This is a genomic window from Candidatus Desulfofervidus auxilii (assembly GCF_001577525.1).
Taxonomy (GTDB): Bacteria; Desulfobacterota; Desulfofervidia; order Desulfofervidales; family Desulfofervidaceae; genus Desulfofervidus; species Desulfofervidus auxilii.
Genome location: NZ_CP013015.1, coordinates 272,173 through 291,143, shown reverse-complemented (window position 1 = coordinate 291,143; position 18,971 = coordinate 272,173). Strand labels below are relative to the sequence as shown.

At 38.1% G+C, this 18,971-nt stretch carries 23 protein-coding genes (1 of these 23 running past the window's edge); 10 read left to right on the top strand and 13 right to left on the bottom strand.

The genetic code is table 11. From position 1 onward, the window contains the following. Positions 1 to 30: 30 nt before the first annotated feature. Genes HS1_RS01515 through HS1_RS13740 form a run of 6 tightly spaced genes read right to left on the bottom strand, consistent with a single transcriptional unit; the run spans position 31 to position 4,084 of the window. Positions 31 to 489 (bottom strand): 23S rRNA (pseudouridine(1915)-N(3))-methyltransferase RlmH, encoded by a 459-nt coding sequence (locus HS1_RS01515; RefSeq protein WP_066060408.1) that lies wholly within the window; start codon positions 487 to 489, stop codon positions 31 to 33. Beyond that, positions 486 to 1,367, bottom strand: coding sequence for a ChaN family lipoprotein (locus HS1_RS01510; RefSeq protein ID WP_066060407.1), 882 nt, complete (start codon positions 1,365 to 1,367; stop codon positions 486 to 488). Before HS1_RS01510 ends, HS1_RS01515 begins: the two co-directional genes overlap by 4 nt. Then, complete coding sequence (locus HS1_RS01505; RefSeq protein ID WP_066060406.1) at positions 1,357 to 2,682, bottom strand: TldD/PmbA family protein; 1,326 nt, start codon at positions 2,680 to 2,682, stop codon at positions 1,357 to 1,359. The genes HS1_RS01510 and HS1_RS01505 overlap by 11 nt, the downstream gene beginning before the upstream one ends. Beyond that, on the bottom strand, positions 2,651 to 3,145 hold the full coding sequence (locus tag HS1_RS01500) for an N-acetyltransferase (RefSeq protein WP_066060405.1): 495 nt from the start codon (positions 3,143 to 3,145) through the stop codon (positions 2,651 to 2,653). Before HS1_RS01500 ends, HS1_RS01505 begins: the two co-directional genes overlap by 32 nt. 45 nt (positions 3,146 to 3,190) lie before the next feature. After that, the gene (locus tag HS1_RS01495; RefSeq protein ID WP_066060404.1) at positions 3,191 to 3,607 is read right to left on the bottom strand and encodes an HIT family protein; all 417 of its coding nucleotides are present in this window, start codon (positions 3,605 to 3,607) and stop codon (positions 3,191 to 3,193) included. A 21-nt stretch (positions 3,608 to 3,628) separates the two neighbouring features. Then, complete coding sequence (locus HS1_RS13740) at positions 3,629 to 4,084, bottom strand: septal ring lytic transglycosylase RlpA family protein (protein WP_082757846.1); 456 nt, start codon at positions 4,082 to 4,084, stop codon at positions 3,629 to 3,631. Here HS1_RS13740 and HS1_RS01485 point away from each other — a divergent pair. From HS1_RS01485 to HS1_RS01475, 3 genes are all read left to right on the top strand, one after another. Then, positions 4,068 to 5,690, top strand: a complete 1,623-nt coding sequence (locus tag HS1_RS01485) for a peptide-binding protein (protein ID WP_066066370.1) — start codon at positions 4,068 to 4,070, stop codon at positions 5,688 to 5,690. The two genes, HS1_RS13740 and HS1_RS01485, sit on opposite strands and share 17 nt — an antisense overlap. An 87-nt stretch (positions 5,691 to 5,777) precedes the next feature. After that, positions 5,778 to 6,953 (top strand): P-loop NTPase, encoded by a 1,176-nt coding sequence (locus HS1_RS01480; protein WP_066060403.1) that lies wholly within the window; start codon positions 5,778 to 5,780, stop codon positions 6,951 to 6,953. A 52-nt stretch (positions 6,954 to 7,005) separates the two neighbouring features. Further along, complete coding sequence (locus HS1_RS01475) at positions 7,006 to 7,194, top strand: indolepyruvate ferredoxin oxidoreductase subunit alpha (protein ID WP_066060402.1); 189 nt, start codon at positions 7,006 to 7,008, stop codon at positions 7,192 to 7,194. A gap of 174 nt (positions 7,195 to 7,368) precedes the next feature. Here HS1_RS01475 and HS1_RS01470 read toward each other — a convergent pair whose 3' ends face one another. From HS1_RS01470 to rplU, 5 genes are all read right to left on the bottom strand, one after another. Further along, positions 7,369 to 7,797 carry a hypothetical protein gene (locus tag HS1_RS01470; protein WP_066060401.1) on the bottom strand — a complete coding sequence of 143 codons (429 nt, stop codon included), beginning with the start codon at positions 7,795 to 7,797 and terminating at the stop codon, positions 7,369 to 7,371. A gap of 168 nt (positions 7,798 to 7,965) precedes the next feature. Further along, positions 7,966 to 9,114, bottom strand: a complete 1,149-nt coding sequence (gene proB / locus HS1_RS01465) for a glutamate 5-kinase (protein ID WP_066060400.1) — start codon at positions 9,112 to 9,114, stop codon at positions 7,966 to 7,968. Next, positions 9,083 to 10,105, bottom strand: a complete 1,023-nt coding sequence (gene obgE, locus HS1_RS01460) for a GTPase ObgE (protein ID WP_066060399.1) — start codon at positions 10,103 to 10,105, stop codon at positions 9,083 to 9,085. The genes proB and obgE overlap by 32 nt, the downstream gene beginning before the upstream one ends. Then, entirely contained in the window at positions 10,106 to 10,366 is a 261-nt protein-coding gene (gene rpmA, locus HS1_RS01455; protein ID WP_066060398.1) for a 50S ribosomal protein L27, read from the bottom strand. It lies immediately after the preceding gene. Positions 10,367 to 10,377: 11 nt separating this feature from the next. Then, positions 10,378 to 10,689: a 50S ribosomal protein L21 gene (gene rplU, locus HS1_RS01450; RefSeq protein ID WP_066060397.1), complete on the bottom strand. Its 312-nt coding sequence runs from the start codon at positions 10,687 to 10,689 to the stop codon at positions 10,378 to 10,380. Positions 10,690 to 10,833: 144 nt separating this feature from the next. Between rplU and HS1_RS01445 the strand changes: the two genes are divergently transcribed. After that, positions 10,834 to 11,217 carry an ankyrin repeat domain-containing protein gene (locus HS1_RS01445; RefSeq protein ID WP_066060396.1) on the top strand — a complete coding sequence of 128 codons (384 nt, stop codon included), beginning with the start codon at positions 10,834 to 10,836 and terminating at the stop codon, positions 11,215 to 11,217. Between the two features lie 207 nt (positions 11,218 to 11,424). Further along, complete coding sequence (locus HS1_RS01440; RefSeq protein ID WP_066060395.1) at positions 11,425 to 11,811, top strand: hypothetical protein; 387 nt, start codon at positions 11,425 to 11,427, stop codon at positions 11,809 to 11,811. 203 nt (positions 11,812 to 12,014) lie between these two features. On the opposite strand, the gene HS1_RS01435 is transcribed toward HS1_RS01440, so the two are convergent. Further along, positions 12,015 to 13,580 (bottom strand): bifunctional ADP-dependent NAD(P)H-hydrate dehydratase/NAD(P)H-hydrate epimerase, encoded by a 1,566-nt coding sequence (locus tag HS1_RS01435; RefSeq protein WP_066060394.1) that lies wholly within the window; start codon positions 13,578 to 13,580, stop codon positions 12,015 to 12,017. Between the two features lie 267 nt (positions 13,581 to 13,847). Next, a complete protein-coding gene (locus HS1_RS01430; RefSeq protein ID WP_066060393.1) occupies positions 13,848 to 14,780 on the bottom strand; it encodes a glycosyltransferase family 2 protein in 933 nt (310 codons plus the stop codon). Positions 14,781 to 14,878: 98 nt separating this feature from the next. On the opposite strand from HS1_RS01430, the gene HS1_RS01425 reads away from it, so the two are divergent. The 5 genes in view from HS1_RS01425 to opp4C are tightly spaced (at most 7 nt apart) and all read left to right on the top strand, a layout consistent with a single transcriptional unit that may run on beyond the window. Then, entirely contained in the window at positions 14,879 to 15,172 is a 294-nt protein-coding gene (locus HS1_RS01425; RefSeq protein ID WP_066060392.1) for a lipid-A-disaccharide synthase N-terminal domain-containing protein, read from the top strand. Further along, the gene (locus HS1_RS01420; RefSeq protein WP_066060391.1) at positions 15,169 to 16,863 is read left to right on the top strand and encodes a glycosyltransferase family 39 protein; all 1,695 of its coding nucleotides are present in this window, start codon (positions 15,169 to 15,171) and stop codon (positions 16,861 to 16,863) included. The genes HS1_RS01425 and HS1_RS01420 overlap by 4 nt, the downstream gene beginning before the upstream one ends. Before the next feature lie 7 nt (positions 16,864 to 16,870). Further along, a complete protein-coding gene (locus HS1_RS01415; RefSeq protein ID WP_066060390.1) occupies positions 16,871 to 17,497 on the top strand; it encodes a C-GCAxxG-C-C family protein in 627 nt (208 codons plus the stop codon). After that, the gene (locus tag HS1_RS01410) at positions 17,479 to 18,453 is read left to right on the top strand and encodes an ABC transporter permease (protein WP_066060389.1); all 975 of its coding nucleotides are present in this window, start codon (positions 17,479 to 17,481) and stop codon (positions 18,451 to 18,453) included. The genes HS1_RS01415 and HS1_RS01410 overlap by 19 nt, the downstream gene beginning before the upstream one ends. Beyond that, positions 18,454 to 18,971, top strand: the 5' portion of a protein-coding gene (gene opp4C, locus HS1_RS01405; protein WP_066060388.1) for an oligopeptide ABC transporter permease. The gene runs 313 nt beyond the window's last position; the window shows 518 of its 831 coding nt (coding positions 1–518); it begins with the start codon at positions 18,454 to 18,456; the stop codon falls past the right edge of the window.

Genomic DNA, 18,971 nt, shown 5'->3' with positions numbered 1-18,971 from the left:
TTTAATAGGGATGCTTCAAGTCAAGTATTTCTACTTATGATATTTCTCTCCCTGCCAGATAGTGAGCACCCGGTAGAGTTGTTCTAAAAGAATAATACGGGCCATTTCGTGGGTAAAAGTTAGAGGTGAAAGGGATAAAACAAAGTCTACTTTTCTGAGAAATTTGGGCTCAAGACCAAAAGGTCCACCTATAAAGAAGGTGATAGTTTTATGGCCTCTTTTAGGCAGTTCCGCCAAAAATTTTGCTAGGGCTTCTGTGGAAAATAATTTTCCTTTTTCATCTAAGGCAATGTGGTATTCACCTGTTGTAAGGCTTTTTTCAAGACGTTGTGTTTCTTTGAGAGTGCTAATTTCTGAAGATTTGTTTTTGGGTTTTATTTCCTTTATTTCTATTTGAGCATAGTGTTTGAGGCGGTTAACATAGTCATTAATACCCTGGGACAAATAAGCAGACTTTGTTCGTCCTATCCAGATAAATTTAAACTTCATTTGGTAACATAAATAAAATCAGCAATATCTGGCATAACCTCTTTATCAGTAGATAAAGGTAAAACAGTTACATAACTTACAGGAAGTCTTTTTATTACCCTTTGAGGGACACCGAATTTATAACTGATATGTCCTTTACCAGCAAATACTAAAAGTTGTTTTTGGGAATGAGCTTTTAAATATTGAGCAATGGTCTCGGCCATGGTTTCATCCCAAATACATTGGGCTTGATAAAAGTATTCAAACTTACTAATGCCGTGTTTATTCAAATGTTTATGTCTTTTATATTCTTGTTCTATAAAGGCCCGATGTTCAGGATTATTTAAATCAACTTTTTGAGCAAGATAAGCTCGTTCTTTAGGTAGTAGGGAAGAAATTCCATACATGGCTATTTTTTTAACTAAGCCAGGTGGGGCATTGAGGGCAATAAGGGGAATGTGGTGTTTTTTAGCCCATAAAAAAATATCCCGATAAAGAGAAAAATCGTGGCCCCAGACTTCCTCCCAATCTAGCTTTTTTAATAATTCTTTTTCCGTTAATTTCCCATTTATCCATTCATCCAATACCTTTTGCCTGGAGCGCATTACCATTTCTAGCCCAATGGCTAAATCTCTCTTTTTTTCTATCAAGGCCTGGGCAATTTTTAGTTGTAAAGCATGATCTGCTTTAGAAGTGTGTTTTTCTCCTACATAAACGACCCGAACCGTCTCTAATTTTTTAATAAAGTCTTCCCAAGAAATGGCCTGTAATTTTTGGGTATCTACCACGGTTTGAGGAGGGAAATATAGTTTTTGGTGAGCTGAATATAAACACAATTTATTAGGTGCACAGCCTATAATGATGAGTAAAAAAATAAATATTATTTGTTTAATAGCCACTTATTTGAATTCCTTCTATTAAAACACTAGGGGCTCCACAATGGCCAAAGAAGCGTAAATCCTCGCCAATATCAATGATATTTTTAAATAAATTTATTACATTTCCTGCCATGGCAATGCCCTTTACAGGAAAGGCCTTTTCTCCCCTTTCTACCCAATAACCAGCCACTCCTACCGAAAAATCACCAGAAATAGGATCAGCAGTGTGCATGCCTAATGCCTCAGTAACTACTAGGCCTTTATGGAGCTTTTTTAACAATTGCGCAAAGGAAGTGGAAAGTGGCTCCAAATAGAAATTGGTTGGCTCTACTTTAGGAGGAACTTCTAAACCCATACGTCCAGCATTGCCAGTAGAGTGTTTATTTTCTTTGGCTGCTGTATAACTATCATAGAGGAAGCCATTTATTGTTCCACTTTTTACTAAAGTGGTCTTTTGCTGAGGGACACCTTCGTCATCAAATGGTCTGGTAGCATAACCCTGGGGGTAAAGACCATCATCATATATAGTGATTAGAGGAGAAAAAAGTGTTTTTCCTAGATGGGGAGCTAAGATGGATTTCCCCTTTTGGACTTCATCTGCTAAAAAAGCAGGGCTTAACACATTTAAGATTTCACTAGTTACCCGATTAGTCAAAATAACATTTGTTTTTTGGGTGGGGATTGGTTTAGCCCCCAAAGCTTCTGTGGCCAAACGGGCAGCTTCTTGAGCAATTTCTTGAGAATTTAATTTACTAAAAAAAGGATTGAACTCATAGTGCCAGCCCATTTCTGCTTGCCCTTTTTCTTCAGCCATAACCATAATACTGCCACTGAAAAGGGTGCGTTCAGCATTTACATTAAGTCCCCTATGGTTTTTAATATACACTTCTGCCCATATATCTTGAAATTGGGCCTGACGCACTTTTTTAATAGAAGGGGAATATTTTTTGGCTGCGGCCTCCATTTCTAAGGTAAACTGAATCTTGGGATTTAGATCTATCTCTGTGTCACAGATCATCAATTGGGGATAACTCTTGGTCTCAACCGGAAATTCCCAAAAGGCATCAGGTGAGGTCAACCTGCTTCCAGTTAAAGCTTGATCAACAATGTATTCTAAAGCACTTTCTTCCATATCTGTGGTATAAGCAAAACCTATTCTGCCTTCATCATTAAGTAATCTTAAACTTAATCCCTTACTTTCTGCTAAGTTTAGAAATTCTACCTTTCCTTCTTTCACTTGGATAACTGTTTTTTTGCTCTTCACTGCATAAATTTCATATTTTTTGATGTTTTTGACAGCTATTTTATCTTGACATATGTTCATTATTTGTTCCATTTTTGAACTCCCACAATAATGCTACTTCATCACACAAATCCGGATATTTAGGACAGCGAATGCAATCTGCCCAGATTTTGTGTGGTAGAAATGATTTTTTTACTTCTTTAAAACCAAATTTCTGAAAAAAATCAGGTTGGTAAGTTAAAGTGAATACTCTGGTAATACCAAAAGACATGGCTTCTTGAAGACAGGCCTGAACCAAATATGAACCAATACCTCTTCCTTGAAATTCCTCTTTTACTGCCAAAGACCGAATTTCTGCCAGATTTTCCCAACAAATGTGTAAAGCACAAATGCCCACTACTTCACTCTCACGACGGCAAACAAAAAAATCCCGTAAAAAATCATAAATCTGGCTTAAAGGACGAGGTAAAAGCAATCCTTTTTGGCCATAATAGGTGAGCAAGTTATAAATAGCTTTAATATCACACATTTTGGCCTTTTCAAAAACATAATTCATTGTGCCATTTTACGCGGGAGTTTTAAAAGATGCAAGGTTAGATGATTATCCAACTTCCTTTTTAATTTTTTCAGCAATGTCTTTTATTTTTTCCATATCTCCTGGCTTCATCTCCCATTTGCCAATCTGAAGGCCATCATTTTCCCATCTAGGGATAAGATGGATATGTAGATGAGGCACCATTTGTCCTGCAGCCTTGTTGTTTAATTGCACTACAATCATACCATCTGAATCTAAGGCTTTTTTAATGGCTATGGCTAATTTTTGGGCTACTTTTATGGTAGCAATTAGATCTTGTGGGTCAATCTCAAAAATAGTCTCAGCATGCCGTTTGGGAACAATAAGGGTGTGTCCATCATTTAAGGGATTGATGTCCATAAAGGCCAACACCTTTTCATCTTCATAGACTTTGGTTGCTGGTATTTCTCCTTGAATAATTTTGCAAAAGATACAATCTCCCATCTTTTACCTCCTACTATGAATTTAAGGCTTACTAATAATATCTAATTTTACCCGCGCTGTCCCTGAAGCAATCATACCAATTTTTTTGGCTGCTGCATAAGAAAGGTCAATAATCCTTCCCTTTTTAAAAGGACCCCTATCATTGATACGGACAATTACTGTCTTACCATTTTCAAGGTTGATTACCCGCACATAAGTGCCTAAAGGCAGGGTTTTGTGAGCAGCAGTGTATTTATACATATTATATACTTCTCCACTAGCTGTGCGCTGTCCGTGAAAGCCAGGTCCATACCAAGAGGCTATCCCCTCGGTCTCACTCTCTGGTAAAGGGGCAGTGAGGATTTTCCAAGTAGTCTTACCAGTGATTTCCACTGTTTTCACTGCCACCTTCCCAGCTACTTTAACTGGAAAAGTAGCTACCTTGACAACCGTGCAACTTGACATTAAAAACACTAGGCATATGAAAAAAAGATACATATTTTATTTAGACAAAAAGAAACAGGTTTTGTCAATCCTAATTTTTCTTTTTTTGCAAGTTTCAGCACTTTATGGAAAGTGCCCTTATGGTGATGCCATTATCGTAGGTTCTATTGGTGAGTGCAGTAATTTGATTCCTATTTTGGCCCCAGATAGTGCCTCTCATGAAATTGCTAGTTTGGTGTATGATGGTCTTCTTAAATATGATAAGAATTTAAAACTTATTGGAAATCTGGCTAAATCTTGGAATGTTTCTTCAGATGGGCAGATAATTACCTTTAAATTACGGCAGGGAGTAAAATGGCATGATGGTCATCCTTTTACTGCTAAAGATGTGCTTTTTACCTATCAACTCATGGTTGACCCTCATACCCCCACACCTTATGCAGGAGATTTTATGGAGATAGCTAAGGCAGAGGCGCCTGATGATTTTACCTTTCGGGTCTATTACAAACAGCCATTTGCTCCAGGTCTGGCTAGCTGGACCATTTCCATTTTGCCCCAGCATTTATTAAGTGGTAAAGATATTACTAAAAGCCCCCTTATTCGCCATCCCATTGGGACAGGCCCATATAGGTTTAAAGAATGGGTGAGTGGACAAAAAATTATATTGGAGTATAATCCTGACTATTTTGACGGCAGACCTTGTATTAATTGGTATATTAGCCGTGTTATTCCAGATATGGCAACCATGTTTTTGGAGCTGAAGGCAGGAGGGATAGATTACATGGGTTTAACCCCCTTACAATACAAAAGACAGACTGATACTGCCTGGTTTAAAAAAAATTTTAAAAAATATCGCTATCTAGCCGCAAGTTATACTTATTTAGGCTACAATTTGCAGTGTCCTTTATTTAGAGATAAGCGTGTTCGCCAAGCAATAAGTTATGCTATAAATAAGCAAGAAATTGTAGATGGAGTATTACTGGGATTAGGTGTGGTAGCTACAGGGCCGTATAAACCAGATATGTGGGCCTATAATCCCCATGTAAGGCGTTACTTTTATAATCCTGAAAAGGCAAAGAAACTTTTAGCTGAGGTAGGCTGGCAAGATACAGATGGTGATGGGATTTTGGATAAAGATGGTCGCCCTTTTATGTTTACTATTATCACTAATCAAGGTAATTCAAACCGCCTTAATGCTGCCCAAATTATCCAATATCGCCTGGGTCAAATTGGCATTAAGGTCAAAATTAGGGTGATTGAATGGACGGCCTTCATCAAAGAATTTATTAACAAACGTCGTTTTGAAGCCACTATTTTAGGCTGGACAATTCCGCAAGACCCTGATTTATATGATGTCTGGCATTCTTCTAAAGATGTCCCAGGGGGATTAAATTTTATTGGTTATCACAATAAAGAGTTAGATAAGTTGATTGAAGAAGGACGGCATACTTTTAATTTAGAGGAAAGAAAAAGATGTTACTTTCGTATTCAGGAAATTTTGGCTGAAGAACAACCTTATACTTTTTTATATGTGCCTGAAGCCTTACCTATCATTCATTTGCGTTTTCATGGGATTGAGCCTGCACCAGCAGGCATTAGCTATAATTTTATTAGATGGTATGTGCCTAAAAAGATGCAAAGATATAGTTTTATACCTTGAATTGTAAATGTGGTATTGCTAAATAAATTGAAAAAGTTTATATAAATTTTTTCTTTAACAAGTTGTTGAGGAAAGCGGAGGCAGAAAATGAAACAAGAAAAACAAATGCCCGGGATAGATGAAGAAGCAATTTTAAAACCCGTCCTTACCCATATTAAGCACAAGTTGATGGTCCTTAGTGGAAAAGGTGGGGTAGGAAAGAGCACTATTGCTGCCTGTTTGGCTATTGCCCTGGCTAAAAAGGGAAATAAAGTAGGCTTATTGGACATAGACTTACACGGCCCTAGCATCCCTCACCTTTTAAATATCCCAGATATTTTAGATATCTCCCCTGAACAAAAGGTTTTGCCCAAGGAAATTATGCCTAATCTGGAAGTAGTATCTATGGAATGTTTTATGGCGGATAAAGACCAGGCAGTAATCTGGCGTGGTCCCTTAAAACATGCGGCCATCAGACAATTTATTGGTGATGTGCAGTGGGGAGACTTGGATTATCTGGTAGTTGACTCTCCTCCAGGCACAGGGGATGAGCCTCTTTCTATTGCCCAATTAATTCCTGAAGCCAAGGCCATCATTGTCACTACTCCTCAAGAAGTAGCCCTAGCTGATATCCGAAAGTCTATTACCTTTTGCCACGAAGTAGATATGGACATTGCCGGCATAATAGAGAATATGAGTGGTTTTATCTGTCCTCACTGTGGAAAAGAAGTGGATATTTTTAAAACAGGTGGGGGAGAAAGGACAGCCTTGGCCTTTCATGTTGAATTTTTGGGGAAATTGCCCTTTGATTTAGGAGTGGTAGAAGCAGGAGATGAAGGCAAACTAATAAAATATATGGAAAGAGAAGATAATCCTTATAATAAGGCACTTTTTGAAATTGCTGATAGATTAATTCAACGTTTAAAAGAAATGGAAATAAAACCTGTATCTTTAGATGAAATTAGGGCAAAAAATAGCTATAAAGTAACTATTCCTTTAAAAGATGGCAAACCTGCACCATTTCTTACTAATTGTGACCAAATAGCCATGGTGCATGTCAAAGATAGTCAGATAAAGAAGGTGGAGCGGATTAGCCCTTCACAGCAAGGGCCTATAAGACCTAAGGTATTTGTGGATTTAGGTGCGGATTTAGTGATGGCCAAGGAGATGAAAGAGAAGGCCAAATATGTTTTTTATAAAAACAAGGTAGGTGTAGTTTTAGATATACCAGATGCCACACCTGAAGAATTAGTTGAAAAATTTATTAAAGGGGAATTAAAATAAGAGTTACCTTTCCTATTTGAGGGAAGGATATTTCAATTAAAGGAGGGGAAGGATGGCTTTTATTCCAAAGAATGACAAAGATTGTTGTGTGGGATGTGGCGAGTGTGTAGAGATTTGCCCTCAAGAGGTATGGGAACTAGTAGATGAAAAAGCAGAACCAGTAAATGCAGACGAGTGCGTGGGCTGTATGAGTTGTGTTGAAGTTTGTCCAAATGAGTGTATTACCGTAGAAGAAGTATAAGATTTGCAAACTTAGCTCAATCAAGGTAGAGGGCTTTAGAGTGAGGGGTCATTTGGCAGTATAATGGCCCCTCTTTAAAGCTCTTAAAGTGTGCCAATGGTGGGCGGATAGCGCAAGATACTAATTGGCAGATAAGAAGTTTGTTTTTAACCCTTTAAAACATAACTTCCTATTTTATTTTGGATAATCATATTTGAAAGGAGAAGATTTGATTTCGTATTTTGGCCCATTGTAAACTTGCAAATATAGTTTTTTGACAGATGGTATCCATATGATAAAATGACATTCGCTAATAGGTTCATTAGGTTCTCTCATCCCATTGTCATTACTGTCTCTCCAGAAACGCATATCTGTATAGAAATAATCTCCATACTGATGCATATCCCCTGGGATCTCAATGTCAATGCTATATTTCCCATTAGATGATATGTATTCTGTTTTAAAGGGAGTTTTTGAGCTGCCTTTTTCAAAAAGACATACTTTATTGAAAATATTTTTAGTTTCTCCAGTTATTGTTATTGTGGAAAATGGAGGAGATTGGGCTAATGCTGTACTATTAAAGAGCATTACAGAAGTTAATACTACATAAAAATATAATCGCATTGGATTTTTCTCCTTTGATTGTATTTTTATTTAAGTGTTTATAGAATATTTTGGCTATAACGTCAAAGTCTAGCCATGTTTGGAAAAGGGTGGTTTGCTAGACAATCCCTCTATAATTTATCCACCACCCCTTTGGATGTAGTTTTAAATGGGGAAATGTTCAGCCTTTTATCTTTCCAGAATACACAAATTATCGCGATGGATTACTTCTTCATAGCCTTTGTGACCTAATACCTTTTCGATCTCTTTAGTCTTAAGCCCTTTTATTTTTTCTACTTCCCAACTACTGTAATTTACTAAACCAATAGCTATTTTCTCTCCTTGCTCATTGGTGCAACATACCGGGTCACCAGCAGAAAATTCTCCATCAATGGACTTTACCCCTGGAGGTAAGAGGCTTTTTCCGCCATAGCGTAATGCCTTTTCTGCACCGGAATCAATGATTATTTTCCCTTTAGGAGGTAAGGAAGCCAGCCAATGTTTACGCACACGCAGATGTGCTTTCTGGGGAATAAAAAGTGTTCCTATCTCTTCACCCTTAAAAATTGAACATAAAACTTCAGGGTCTTTGCCCCTAGCCATGATTACTGGAATGCCTAAGGCAGTCATCTCTTTTGCTACCTGAATTTTGCTAGCAATGCCACCTCTTCCTAGTTTGTTTGGAGGACTAGCACCCAAAGCTTCTATGAAGGCATCAATTTTTTCCACTATGGGCAAACGCCTGGCTTTTGGATAAATTCTAGGGTCTTGTTCATAGAGTCCATTTATGTCTGTGAGGAAAATCAGCAGATCCGTTTCCAACATGGCTGTGATCAAACCTGCCAGAAAATCATTATCCCCAAATTTTATTTCCTCAACCGCTACAGTATCATTTTCGTTCACAATGGGTATTACTCCCCAGCGCAAAAGAGCGAGAAAGGTGTGACGAGCATTCAGGTAACGATAACGCTGGGTTAGTCCATCTTTAGTGAGTAACACTTGAGCTATGGGTTGGTTATAAGCGGCAAAAGCCCTTTCATAACACTGGATTAAATCTCCCTGACCAATAGCAGCCAGGGCCTGATATTGAGGAAGGGAAAAATGGCCTTGTTTGAATTTCATTTTTCTCTTTCCTGCGGCAATAGCCCCAGAAGAAACCAAGATAATCTCCTTACCCTTTTGACGCAAACTGGCGATTTGAGCAGCCAGTTGAGCGATAATAGATAGATTAAGACCTTCCGCAGTGGTGATTACACTGCTTCCTACCTTTATTACTATCCGATGCGCATTTTCACATATAGATTTTCTAAGCTTGGTAAGATTTTTTTCTGCCTTCATTTAGTATCTTTCCTATTTCTTTTTTAAATACCTCTATACCTTCCCCAGTTAAAGCGGAAACACACCAATAAGGAATTCTTTCTTTCTCTAAAGCCTTTTTTATAATAGCCAACCGTTGTTTAGCTTCTGGTAAATCTATTTTATTAATAATTACCACCTGTTGTTTAGTGAGTAAAGACGGATTATAGGCCTTTAATTCCCTTTTTAATTTTTTAAAGGCCTTCAGCGGTTGTTGGGGATCAATTTGGGATATATCAAGGACATAGGCAATCAGGATAGTTCTTTCAATGTGACGAAGGAAACGAGTTCCCAATCCTATACCTGTGTGGGCACCTTCTAAAAGTCCTGGTATTTCCGCTACTACAAAACGGAAGTGGTCTTCTGTTTCTACTGAGCCTAATTGAGGGTATAAGGTAGTAAAAGGGTATTCAGCAACTTTAGGGCGAGCGGCTGAAATAGCAGCCACTAATGAGGATTTTCCTACATTAGGTGCTCCTACTAAGCCTATATCTGCTATCAATTTTAATTCCAGCAAAATCCAACGTTCTTCTCCCTTTTCTCCTGGTTGAGCATGCCGTGGGACTTGATGGGTAGGGGTAGCAAAATGCCAGTTGCCCCAACCACCGCGGCCACCTCTAGCTACAATTACTTCTTGACCATCTTGGGTTAAATCAGCCAAGACCTTTCCAGTTTGAACATCCAGGACAAGTGTTCCCGTAGGTACTTTAATAATTAAATCTTTTCCGTCTTTGCCTGTCTGTTTTTTGCCCCGACCATGTTGACCGTGCTGGGCCTTGAAGTGTTGACGATATTTAAAATCTAATAAGGTGTGAAGTTGAGAGCTGGCTTTAAGGATGACATTTCCCCCATGGCCACCATCTCCTCCATCTGGTCCACCATGGGGAACATATTTTTCACGGCGAAAGCTAACACAACCTCGTCCACCGTCGCCGGCCTTAACATATATTTTTGCTTCATCAACAAAACGCATTTAAACATTTGGAGGATACACACTAACTTTCTTTTTATACTTACCCAGACGCTCAAAATTTACAATACCATCTATTTTAGCAAACAAAGTGTAGTCTTTACCTGTTCCCACATTTAGTCCAGGATGAATTTTTGTCCCTCTCTGTCTGACTAAAATATTGCCTGCTTTAACAAATTGGCCAGCAAACCTTTTAACTCCTAGCCTCTTTCCGGCACTATCACGACCATTCCGAGAGCTACCACCTGCTTTTTTATGGGCCATGTTTTCCCTCCTTATAACTCAATATTTTCTATCTTTACTGTAGTTAAATACTGACGGTGTCCTCTTTTCTTGTGATATCTCTTACGACGTCTAAATTTAAAAACCACTACTTTCTTACTCCTGCCTTGATTTAAAATTTTCCCTCTTACCTTTGCATCTTTGATAAAGGGATGTCCTAATTCTATCTTCTCCTTATCCGAAATCAATAATACTTTATCAAATAAAACTTCATCATCTTTATTCCCAGGCAATTTTTCCACTCTAATTATATCACCAGGTGCTACTTTATATTGTTTCCCTCCGGTTTCCATAATGGCATACATAACTTTCCCCCTTTTTTTCAACCTAAATTTAAATTAATTATCTCCTTTCTGTCAAGAGATGCTTTTTTGTTTCCAAAATGGTCTTGACAGAGAGAGAATAGAACAATATTTTAGGACAAAAAGAAATAAGAGATATTTAGATTGATGGATTTAATTCAGGCCGTGATTTTAGGAGATGTAAATAAGGTAAAAAAACTCCTTGAGCAAGGGGCAAATGTAAACCTTCGGGATAGAAATGGTATGACTGCCTTGATGTTAGCGGTTCGAAAGGGACAAATTTCCGTTGTGAAACTTTTGCTAGAAAAGGAGGCAGATGTTAATGCTCAGGATGACTTTATGGGCTGGACGGCCTTAATCCTAGCATCTGCCTTAGGATATACCAACATAGTTAAACTTTTACTTGAAAACGGAGCAGACGTAGATATTAAAGATAAAAATGGAATGACTGCCTTGAAATATGCCATAAAAAATGGACATGAAGAAATAGTGAAACTCATTAAGACAGTTCAGGCAAAGACTAAAACTTGAAATTTTCAATATTTTCTCTCCCTAGAGAAAAATAGCTCAATGACAAATTTTGTCACCGAGTGGAATGATATTTATCAACTGACCTTGTTTTATTCAAACTAAAATTTTTCAGAAAAACCCGCTACTTATAGAACTAAATCAATTGAGATTATCTTAAGATAAATTTTGGCATAATTTTTGCGTTACAAATAAATGGAGGTATAAAAAATGCGAATACAGAGTAAATTATTGGCGGAAAATAACTACTGGAGGATTCGGGTAAGAACAGATAACGGAGAAGAAGATTATGCTATTACAAAGGCCACAGGACGGTATTCGTTTTATTTACATGGAAGAATGGAGAAGATTATCTTTGTGAAAAAACTGGAGACGCTTAAGCAGGCTTACTTGGACACAGGAGAAAAAAATTGGACTATGTATTTTGATAGTCCTGTGTTAAGTGAATCAGGCTTAGATATAGAATTTGCCATTGGATTGAGTATTGAAGACATTGAGTTTTTTTTAGCAAACATCCCTCTTACAGAATCTGAAAGGCAAATGAAGGTAGAAGAGGAAATAATCCAGTCTCCGTCAGTAAGTGAAACACTCCAGTAACCAGAAGACGGGCATGAAAAAGAAACACAAATATTGCCCATTTTGGCGATACGGCATTTGTGAGATAACGAGCATGCACTGTGCGCAATATTTTGCCTCTTGTTATTACCAAACTTGTTATCTATATCAAAGTTATAAAGAAAATAAGAGAAAGGGGAAATGACCTCTACCTCACGTGGACAAAAGGTGCATGGAGAAATTTATTATTTTTCTTTCTTTTCTATTTCACGTCGGGCTAAGGGAAGATAATCAGCTACTTCTGAGGCCAACAGGCCCGCCTGGCTATGACCTTTTAACCAAAAGTCAGCAGCTAAACCATGCAAAAACACGCCCAAAATAGATGCTTCTTTGGGTGAATATCCTTGGGCTATAAATCCCCCAATGACACCAGTAAGAACATCCCCCATTCCTCCGCTAGCCATGGCCGGATTACCTGTAGAATTTATAAAAATCTCACCCTGAGGAGTGGCAATTAAGGTATGAGCCATTTTTAACACTACTGTTATTTGATATCGCTCAGCAATTTCTCTAGTTAATTCAAGTTTGGATTTCAACACTGTTTCTGTGGGTACTTTAACCAATCTGGACATCTCGCCTGGATGAGGAGTAAGTACTATTTCTGCCTTTTTTTGTCTTAAAATTTCCAAATCATTAGCTAAGACATTGAGACCATCTGCATCTATAACCAAAGGTGTTTGAGCTTCGGTAATTATCTTTCTTACTAAAGTCTCCACTGCCGGATGAGTGCTTATGCCTGGTCCTAAACAAATAACATTATATCTTAAGCCCGAACTTCCAATTACTTCCCAAGCTTTCTGGGAGAGAGTAGCATCTTTTGTTTCAGGTAATGGTAAAGTCATTGCTTCAGTAAGCTTGACTTCCAAAATAGGGTTCAGGCTTTTGGGAATGCCTAAAGTCACTAAACCTGCCCCAATCCTTAAGGCACCAAGACAGGTAAGAGTGGCTGCCCCTGTTTTTCCTGAGGAGCCTGCTAACACCAATACATGTCCTGCCTGCCCTTTGTGTATGGCCTTTTGGCGCGGGCGTAAAATATGCTTTACCTCTTCATCCGTGACTAGATGGTGATTTAAGGAAAAATTACTAAGAATCTGATGGGGAATACCAATATCTACGATTTCTAAAATACCCACATAATCTACTCCTGGATATACTATTTGACCTATCTTGGGTAAGCCAAAAGTTACCGTTAAATCTGCCTTTACAGCTTCACCCAAAGGATAGCCTGTATCACTACTCAGTCCTGTAGGTATATCTACTGCCACAACAAAACCAGGAAAGATATTATTTAAAAAATCAATTGCATCGCGCATTAAACCTCTTACTTCACTCTTTAAACCTGTCCCTAACATGGCATCTATGATTAGACTGCAGGCAATAAGATATTCTCTTGCCTTTGACCAATGTGATTCATCCAAACATTCAATTATGGGGAGATTCAGACGCTCTGCAATTCTTAAATTGGCTAAGGCCTCACCTCTTAATTGTTCTTTCTGGCCAAACAAAAAAACATTGACTAGGTAACCTTCTTCATACAAATAGCGAGCAACCACTAAGCCATCGCCTCCATTATTTCCCTTCCCACAAAGCACCCCAATAGCACCCCTTTTGATATGGTCTGAAAAATAGGATTTGATATAAGTAAATACCCCCCGTCCAGCATTTTCCATAAGCACTATCCCAGGAATTCCAACTTCTTTAATGGTAAATTGGTCAATGGCCTTCATTTCTTGGGCAGTAACCACCTTCATGGTTGACCCCTTTAAAAAGCCACAATAACATCCTCAATCTTTTTAAGCAAGATGTCAAAAGTTTTCGGCACCTTATTTTAAGGCTTACGTGAAGCATTTAGCACGTTTTTCTCACCGAAATGATATTTTATGGCATCCTTAATGGCCTCTTTAACTCTTCATAAATGGAATGCGCAAGGGCCGTTGCCTCATAACCACCTTCATGCCTACCATATCTATTTTCTCAGTGATAAACTTTATTATTCAGGGTATCTTTGAGTTTTTTCATTATCGTATTTCCCGAATTACATAGATAGGTTTTTTTTGTGTTTCATGATAAATCCGCATATTCATTTCTGCTAGTAATCCCAGACTGATAAATTGGACACCAATAAAAAGAAGTAAAACCCCCAGCAGTAATAAAGGCCTTTGTGCCAATTGGGCATGAAAGAATATTTTTAAAAAGCTGAGATAAAGGCAAATAGCCAGACCTGTTACCAAAGAGCACAAGCCTGGTAGTCCAAAAAAATGAAGTGGCTTAGTAGCATAAGAAAGCAAAAATTTGACGGTAATCAAGTCCAGAATAACCTTAAAGGTGCGAGAAAGTCCATACTTTGTCTTACCAAATTGTCTAGGGTGATGTCTTACAGGAATTTCTGTAATTTTGGCTCCTGACCAGGCAGCCAGGGCAGGAATAAAACGGTGCATCTCCCCATAAAGATGGAGATTTTTTGCCACCCAAGAACGATAGGCCTTTAAAGAACAACCATAATCATGGATTTTTACTCCTGTAATTTTGCCAATCAACCAATTAGCTATCCAGGAAGGAAATTTGCGTTTTAAACTATCTTTACGGTTCTTGCGCCAGCCACTGACCAAATCATAACCTTCCTCTATTTTACTTAAAAAATAAGGAATATCCACAGGGTCATTTTGTAAGTCTGCATCCATAGCAATAATAACTTCTCCCTGGGCATGGTAAAAACCAGCCGCTATGGCCGCCGTCTGACCAAAATTTCGAGTAAATCGGATAATTTTTAAAGAATCATCTTTTGCTCGTAGGACGGAAAGCACTTCCCATGTTCTATCTGTACTACCATCATCTACCAAAATTATTTCGTATTTTTTTTGAAGGGATTCCAATACCTTTTTTAATGAATTATAGAGTTTTGGTAAGGCCTGTTCTTCATTATATACAGGAATAACAATAGAAATCTCCATTATTTTGTTTTCTATCAGCTCAAATAAACCTTGTCAATGTAGTTTATTTTCTTTATATTGCAAAGTCTGGCTAAAACTAAATTTTTAAGGAGCATTGCATGAATTGGAATATTTCTTTAGGGAATTTCCAAGTCTCTCTTACTGGCTGGCTAATTCTGGGCTTTTTTGCCCAGGCGGTTTTTGCCTCTAGATTTATTGTTCAATGGATTGTTTCAGAGAGAAAAAAACGCAGTACTGTTCCCAAGGTCTTTTGGTATCTTTCTCTTATAGGTAGCAGTCTATTATTTGTTTATGCCTTGCACTTAAAAGACCCCGTATTTATGCTAGGTCAATCCCTTAATTGTGTTATTTATATTCGCAACCTAATGCTCTTTAAAGGTGAAACTTCATGAAAAAGTTTTGTTATGGATTACTTTTATTCACTATTGCCTGTTATTTTTTGTTCTTTCACCTGGGTAGCTATGGGTTATTAGAAACTACTGATGCCCGTTATGCAGAGATTGCATGGGAAATGGTAAAGACCCATGATTTTTTCATCCCTCACCTCAATTTTATCAAACACTTTCATAAACCACCTTTTACTTATTGGGTTACTGCCTTGGGCTATAAAATACTGGGAGAGAATGAATGGGGGGCTAGGTTTTTTCTGGGAGTGTTTGGCTTGTTTACTATTATAATAGTTTTTCTGCTCGCCCGTATTTGTTTTGACGAAAAAGTAGGCACTTTTAGCAGTTTAATTTTAATAAGTATGTTAGGCTTTTTTGCTGTAACTCATGTGGTTTCAACAGACCTTTATCTTTTATTTTTTATCACCTTAGCTATGTATTGCTTTTTACGCTGGGAAAGATTTGGGCATTCATTACTCTGGGGTTGGGCTGTCTTAGGGGTTAGTGCCTTGGTAAAAGGCCCTGTTGGGCCGATTTTAGTGGGAGTCACTTGTCTATTGTATCTTGCTTTAACCAGACAGCTTCAGCGTTTAAGAAATGCCCAAATAGGTAAAGGGATAATATTGTTTTGTCTCATTGCCCTGCCTTGGTATGGATGGGTATGTGTGCATCATAAAGGGCTTATTACCTATTTTGTTAAGGCCCAATTTTTCTCAAGAATTGGGTCTGAAGGTATGGGTCATCCTCATCCGTGGTATTATTATTTTCCACTTTTGCCTGCTCTTACCTTTCCTTGGACATTTTATCTTTTACCCAGTTTTATTCAGGCTATTTATAATTTAAATAAAGAAAAATTTTTCTTTTTGTTATGGGCGATAGTCCCTTTTATCCTTTTTAGTCTTATGAAGACAAAATTGCCTTTTTATATCCTTCCCTGCCTACCTCCTTTGGCCATTTTAGGAGGTAAATGGTGGAGTGAGGTTTTTTCTAATCCATCAAATTCTTCAAAAATAATATTAATTTTCATGATTATAATCTGTTTTATCCTTACTTTAGGGGCATTGGTAATGGCCCTTTCTTTATATAGAGGCACGGGTAATGTAATTGAATGGCAGCAATTAAAATCTCTTTGGTGGGGAGAGGTGTTTGTCTTAGGAGGAATTACTATTTTGTTTCTTATAGCTAAATATCTTAAGCATCATTCACTACATTTTATTGCTGTTTTAGCTTTAAGTAATGCCTTCTTTCATCCACTTTTATGGTATGGAGACAAATTACCTATCAATACCTATAAAAGTCTGGGAAAAGTTATTTATTGTTTGGCAAAGCCAGCAGATATAATAGTGCAATACAAGATCTACTTACGCAGTTTGCCTTTTTATGTCAAAAGACCCACTGTTTTGGTAGATATACCTCGAGAGACCCAGTTTGAAGACAATGAGAATTATAAAAAATTGCTCATTGACCATCAAACTTTTTGGCAATGGTGGGAAGAAAACAGGCGTATCTTTTGCCTTATTTCTAAAAAACACTTGTGTGAATTTATAGGTAAAAAGTATTTTGTGGTAGGACAAAGGCGGAAGTATGTTGTTATCACTAATAAACCTTTAGCTATGAAGGAAGTAAATGGATTTAGCTGGGCAGGCTGCCAGACACTATTTACGCCTGGGTTTTACCTGAAGCCAGGCGGTATTTAGGGCCAGTGTGAGTCTACCTAAAGAAAAAATGCGTCTTTCCCTTAAGGCCTGTAGTGGTTTTGGGGCAGGTTTGGGCGGTTTGCGTTTAACCTGTGGGACACTATTAGGGGCTGCTCTTGCTCTGGGCATCTTGTTGCCATATCCTGCGAGTTTGTTGGCAGTAAGGGTGTTAAAGAGACAATTTGAGAGTTACTTTGGGAGTTCTCTTTGTCGGGAATTAGTAGGTGTTTTTGATTGGCATCCTTATGCTATGAAGAAATTTATAAAAAGAAAGCGGATTTGTTTAGAAATAGTAGATAAAACCGCTACCTGGGTGAATAGGTTACGACAAAGACCACCCCTGTGGGAAACACCACCCCCTTCACCCTGCGTTATACCTCCTATTTTACCTTCTTGGCTTCAACAGGCAGCAAGGGTGTATGAAGGAGGGTTGGCCTATACTGGGGACATTTGTGGTGTACTTATAGTGAGAATCATAGAGATTGGACTGCATCAGGGAGGAGAAAGTGGAATATTTGTTCCCTTGAAAAATCTCCGAGCTATGCTTAAATCTAGGTCTACAGCCTTTATTTTTAGAAAAAAAGTAGGAAATTTTTGGTGTAAAAATATTAAAAAATGTTGGCCTATTTTCTAAGACGATTGTTTTTTATGATTCCCTTACTTTTGGGGATTACCCTTATTTCATTTGCGGTAATCCACCTTACCCCCGGGAGTCCTACGGATATTTATACTCAATTCAATCCTAAGGTCTCTCCTGAATTTCGCCAAAGGTTAATAAAATTATATAGTTTAGATAAACCCCTTTATATCCAATATTGGATGTGGTTGAAGAAGTTGGCTCACTTGGATTTTGGCCGGAGTTTTGCGCCGGATGCTCGTCCAGTATGGGATAAAATAAAAGAAAGATTGCCTATTACTGTAGGTATAAATGTTTTGGCCATGTTTTTTATCTTTATTATAGCCATTCCTTTAGGAGTAATGGCTGCTGTTAGACACAACCGTTTTTTTGATAAAATTACCACCATCTTTGTATTCATTGGATATGCTACCCCTGGATTTTGGCTGGCCTTATTACTTATGATGCTCTTTGGTATTAAACTGGGGTGGCTTCCCCTTTCGGGACTTAAATCTCTGAATTATGAAAGTATGAGTATCCTAGAAAAATCTGGAGATATTGCTAAGCATCTGATTTTACCTGTGTTTGTTTCTGCCTTTGGTGGTCTGGCCGGTCTATCTCGATTTGTTCGTTCCAGTATGTTAGAGGTGATCAGACAGGACTATGTACTAACAGCCAGGGCCAAAGGGTTACCAGAAAGAGTGGTGATCTATAAACATGCCCTTAAAAATGCCTTATTGCCAGTAGTAACTATCTTGGGGCTTTCTGTGCCAGGCCTCATTGGGGGAAGTGTGATCTTTGAATCTATATTTGCCATTCCTGGAATGGGACAATTGTTTTATCTCAGTGTAATGTCTAGAGATTATCCTACTATTATGGGTTGTTTGGTTATTGGAGCAGTCTTAACCCTATTAGGAAATCTTTTAGCGGATATTAGCTATGCCTTAGTAGACCCCAGGATTAGGGTAGGATAGATGTGGTCCCGTTTTTTAGAACGATTTTTAAATAATAAACTAGGGGTAGCTGCTGCTATTTTTCTTTTGATATTGTTTCTAGCTTCTTGGTTGGCCCCTTGGGTTGCACCTTATGACCCCTTAGCCATAAATGTGAAGGCCGTGCTCTTACCTCCTTCGTTTTCTCATCCTTTAGGCACAGACACATTAGGCAGAGATGTCCTTTCCCGCCTAATCTATGGGGCTAGGATCTCTCTGTTAGTAGGTTTTGTAGCAGTAGGAATTGCTACTTTTATTGGGACTTTTTTAGGGGCATTGGCCGGCTATTATGGCCATTTTGTAGACACCATAATTATGCGTTTAGTAGATATCATGCTTTGTTTTCCCAGTTTTTTTCTCATTTTAGCAGTAGTCACTTTTTTAGAACCCAATATTTGGAACATCATGGTAGTAATCGGTTTAACCAGTTGGATGGGTGTAGCCCGCCTGGTCAGGGCTGAATTCTTAAGTTTGAAAGAAAGGGAATTTGTTTTGGCAGC

What these genes read in the sequence shown, in the direction of transcription:
- HS1_RS01505 (WP_066060406.1), bottom strand. Translation starts at nt 2,682, where the DNA reads ATGGAACAAATAATGAACATATGTCAAGATAAAATAGCTGTCAAAAAC.
- HS1_RS01515 (WP_066060408.1), bottom strand. Translation starts at nt 489, where the DNA reads ATGAAGTTTAAATTTATCTGGATAGGACGAACAAAGTCTGCTTATTTG.
- HS1_RS01480 (WP_066060403.1), top strand. Translation starts at nt 5,778, where the DNA reads ATGAAACAAGAAAAACAAATGCCCGGGATAGATGAAGAAGCAATTTTA.
- HS1_RS01420 (WP_066060391.1), top strand. Translation starts at nt 15,169, where the DNA reads ATGAAAAAGTTTTGTTATGGATTACTTTTATTCACTATTGCCTGTTAT.
- HS1_RS01435 (WP_066060394.1), bottom strand. Translation starts at nt 13,580, where the DNA reads ATGAAGGTGGTTACTGCCCAAGAAATGAAGGCCATTGACCAATTTACC.
- HS1_RS01495 (WP_066060404.1), bottom strand. Translation starts at nt 3,607, where the DNA reads ATGGGAGATTGTATCTTTTGCAAAATTATTCAAGGAGAAATACCAGCA.
- HS1_RS01425 (WP_066060392.1), top strand. Translation starts at nt 14,879, where the DNA reads ATGAATTGGAATATTTCTTTAGGGAATTTCCAAGTCTCTCTTACTGGC.
- HS1_RS01440 (WP_066060395.1), top strand. Translation starts at nt 11,425, where the DNA reads ATGCGAATACAGAGTAAATTATTGGCGGAAAATAACTACTGGAGGATT.
- rpmA (WP_066060398.1), bottom strand. Translation starts at nt 10,366, where the DNA reads ATGGCCCATAAAAAAGCAGGTGGTAGCTCTCGGAATGGTCGTGATAGT.
- HS1_RS01485 (WP_066066370.1), top strand. Translation starts at nt 4,068, where the DNA reads ATGAAAAAAAGATACATATTTTATTTAGACAAAAAGAAACAGGTTTTG.
- HS1_RS01430 (WP_066060393.1), bottom strand. Translation starts at nt 14,780, where the DNA reads ATGGAGATTTCTATTGTTATTCCTGTATATAATGAAGAACAGGCCTTA.
- HS1_RS01470 (WP_066060401.1), bottom strand. Translation starts at nt 7,797, where the DNA reads ATGCGATTATATTTTTATGTAGTATTAACTTCTGTAATGCTCTTTAAT.
- HS1_RS13740 (WP_082757846.1), bottom strand. Translation starts at nt 4,084, where the DNA reads ATGTATCTTTTTTTCATATGCCTAGTGTTTTTAATGTCAAGTTGCACG.
- obgE (WP_066060399.1), bottom strand. Translation starts at nt 10,105, where the DNA reads ATGCGTTTTGTTGATGAAGCAAAAATATATGTTAAGGCCGGCGACGGT.
- HS1_RS01410 (WP_066060389.1), top strand. Translation starts at nt 17,479, where the DNA reads ATGTTGGCCTATTTTCTAAGACGATTGTTTTTTATGATTCCCTTACTT.
- HS1_RS01500 (WP_066060405.1), bottom strand. Translation starts at nt 3,145, where the DNA reads ATGAATTATGTTTTTGAAAAGGCCAAAATGTGTGATATTAAAGCTATT.
- rplU (WP_066060397.1), bottom strand. Translation starts at nt 10,689, where the DNA reads ATGTATGCCATTATGGAAACCGGAGGGAAACAATATAAAGTAGCACCT.
- proB (WP_066060400.1), bottom strand. Translation starts at nt 9,114, where the DNA reads ATGAAGGCAGAAAAAAATCTTACCAAGCTTAGAAAATCTATATGTGAA.
- HS1_RS01445 (WP_066060396.1), top strand. Translation starts at nt 10,834, where the DNA reads ATGGATTTAATTCAGGCCGTGATTTTAGGAGATGTAAATAAGGTAAAA.
- HS1_RS01475 (WP_066060402.1), top strand. Translation starts at nt 7,006, where the DNA reads ATGGCTTTTATTCCAAAGAATGACAAAGATTGTTGTGTGGGATGTGGC.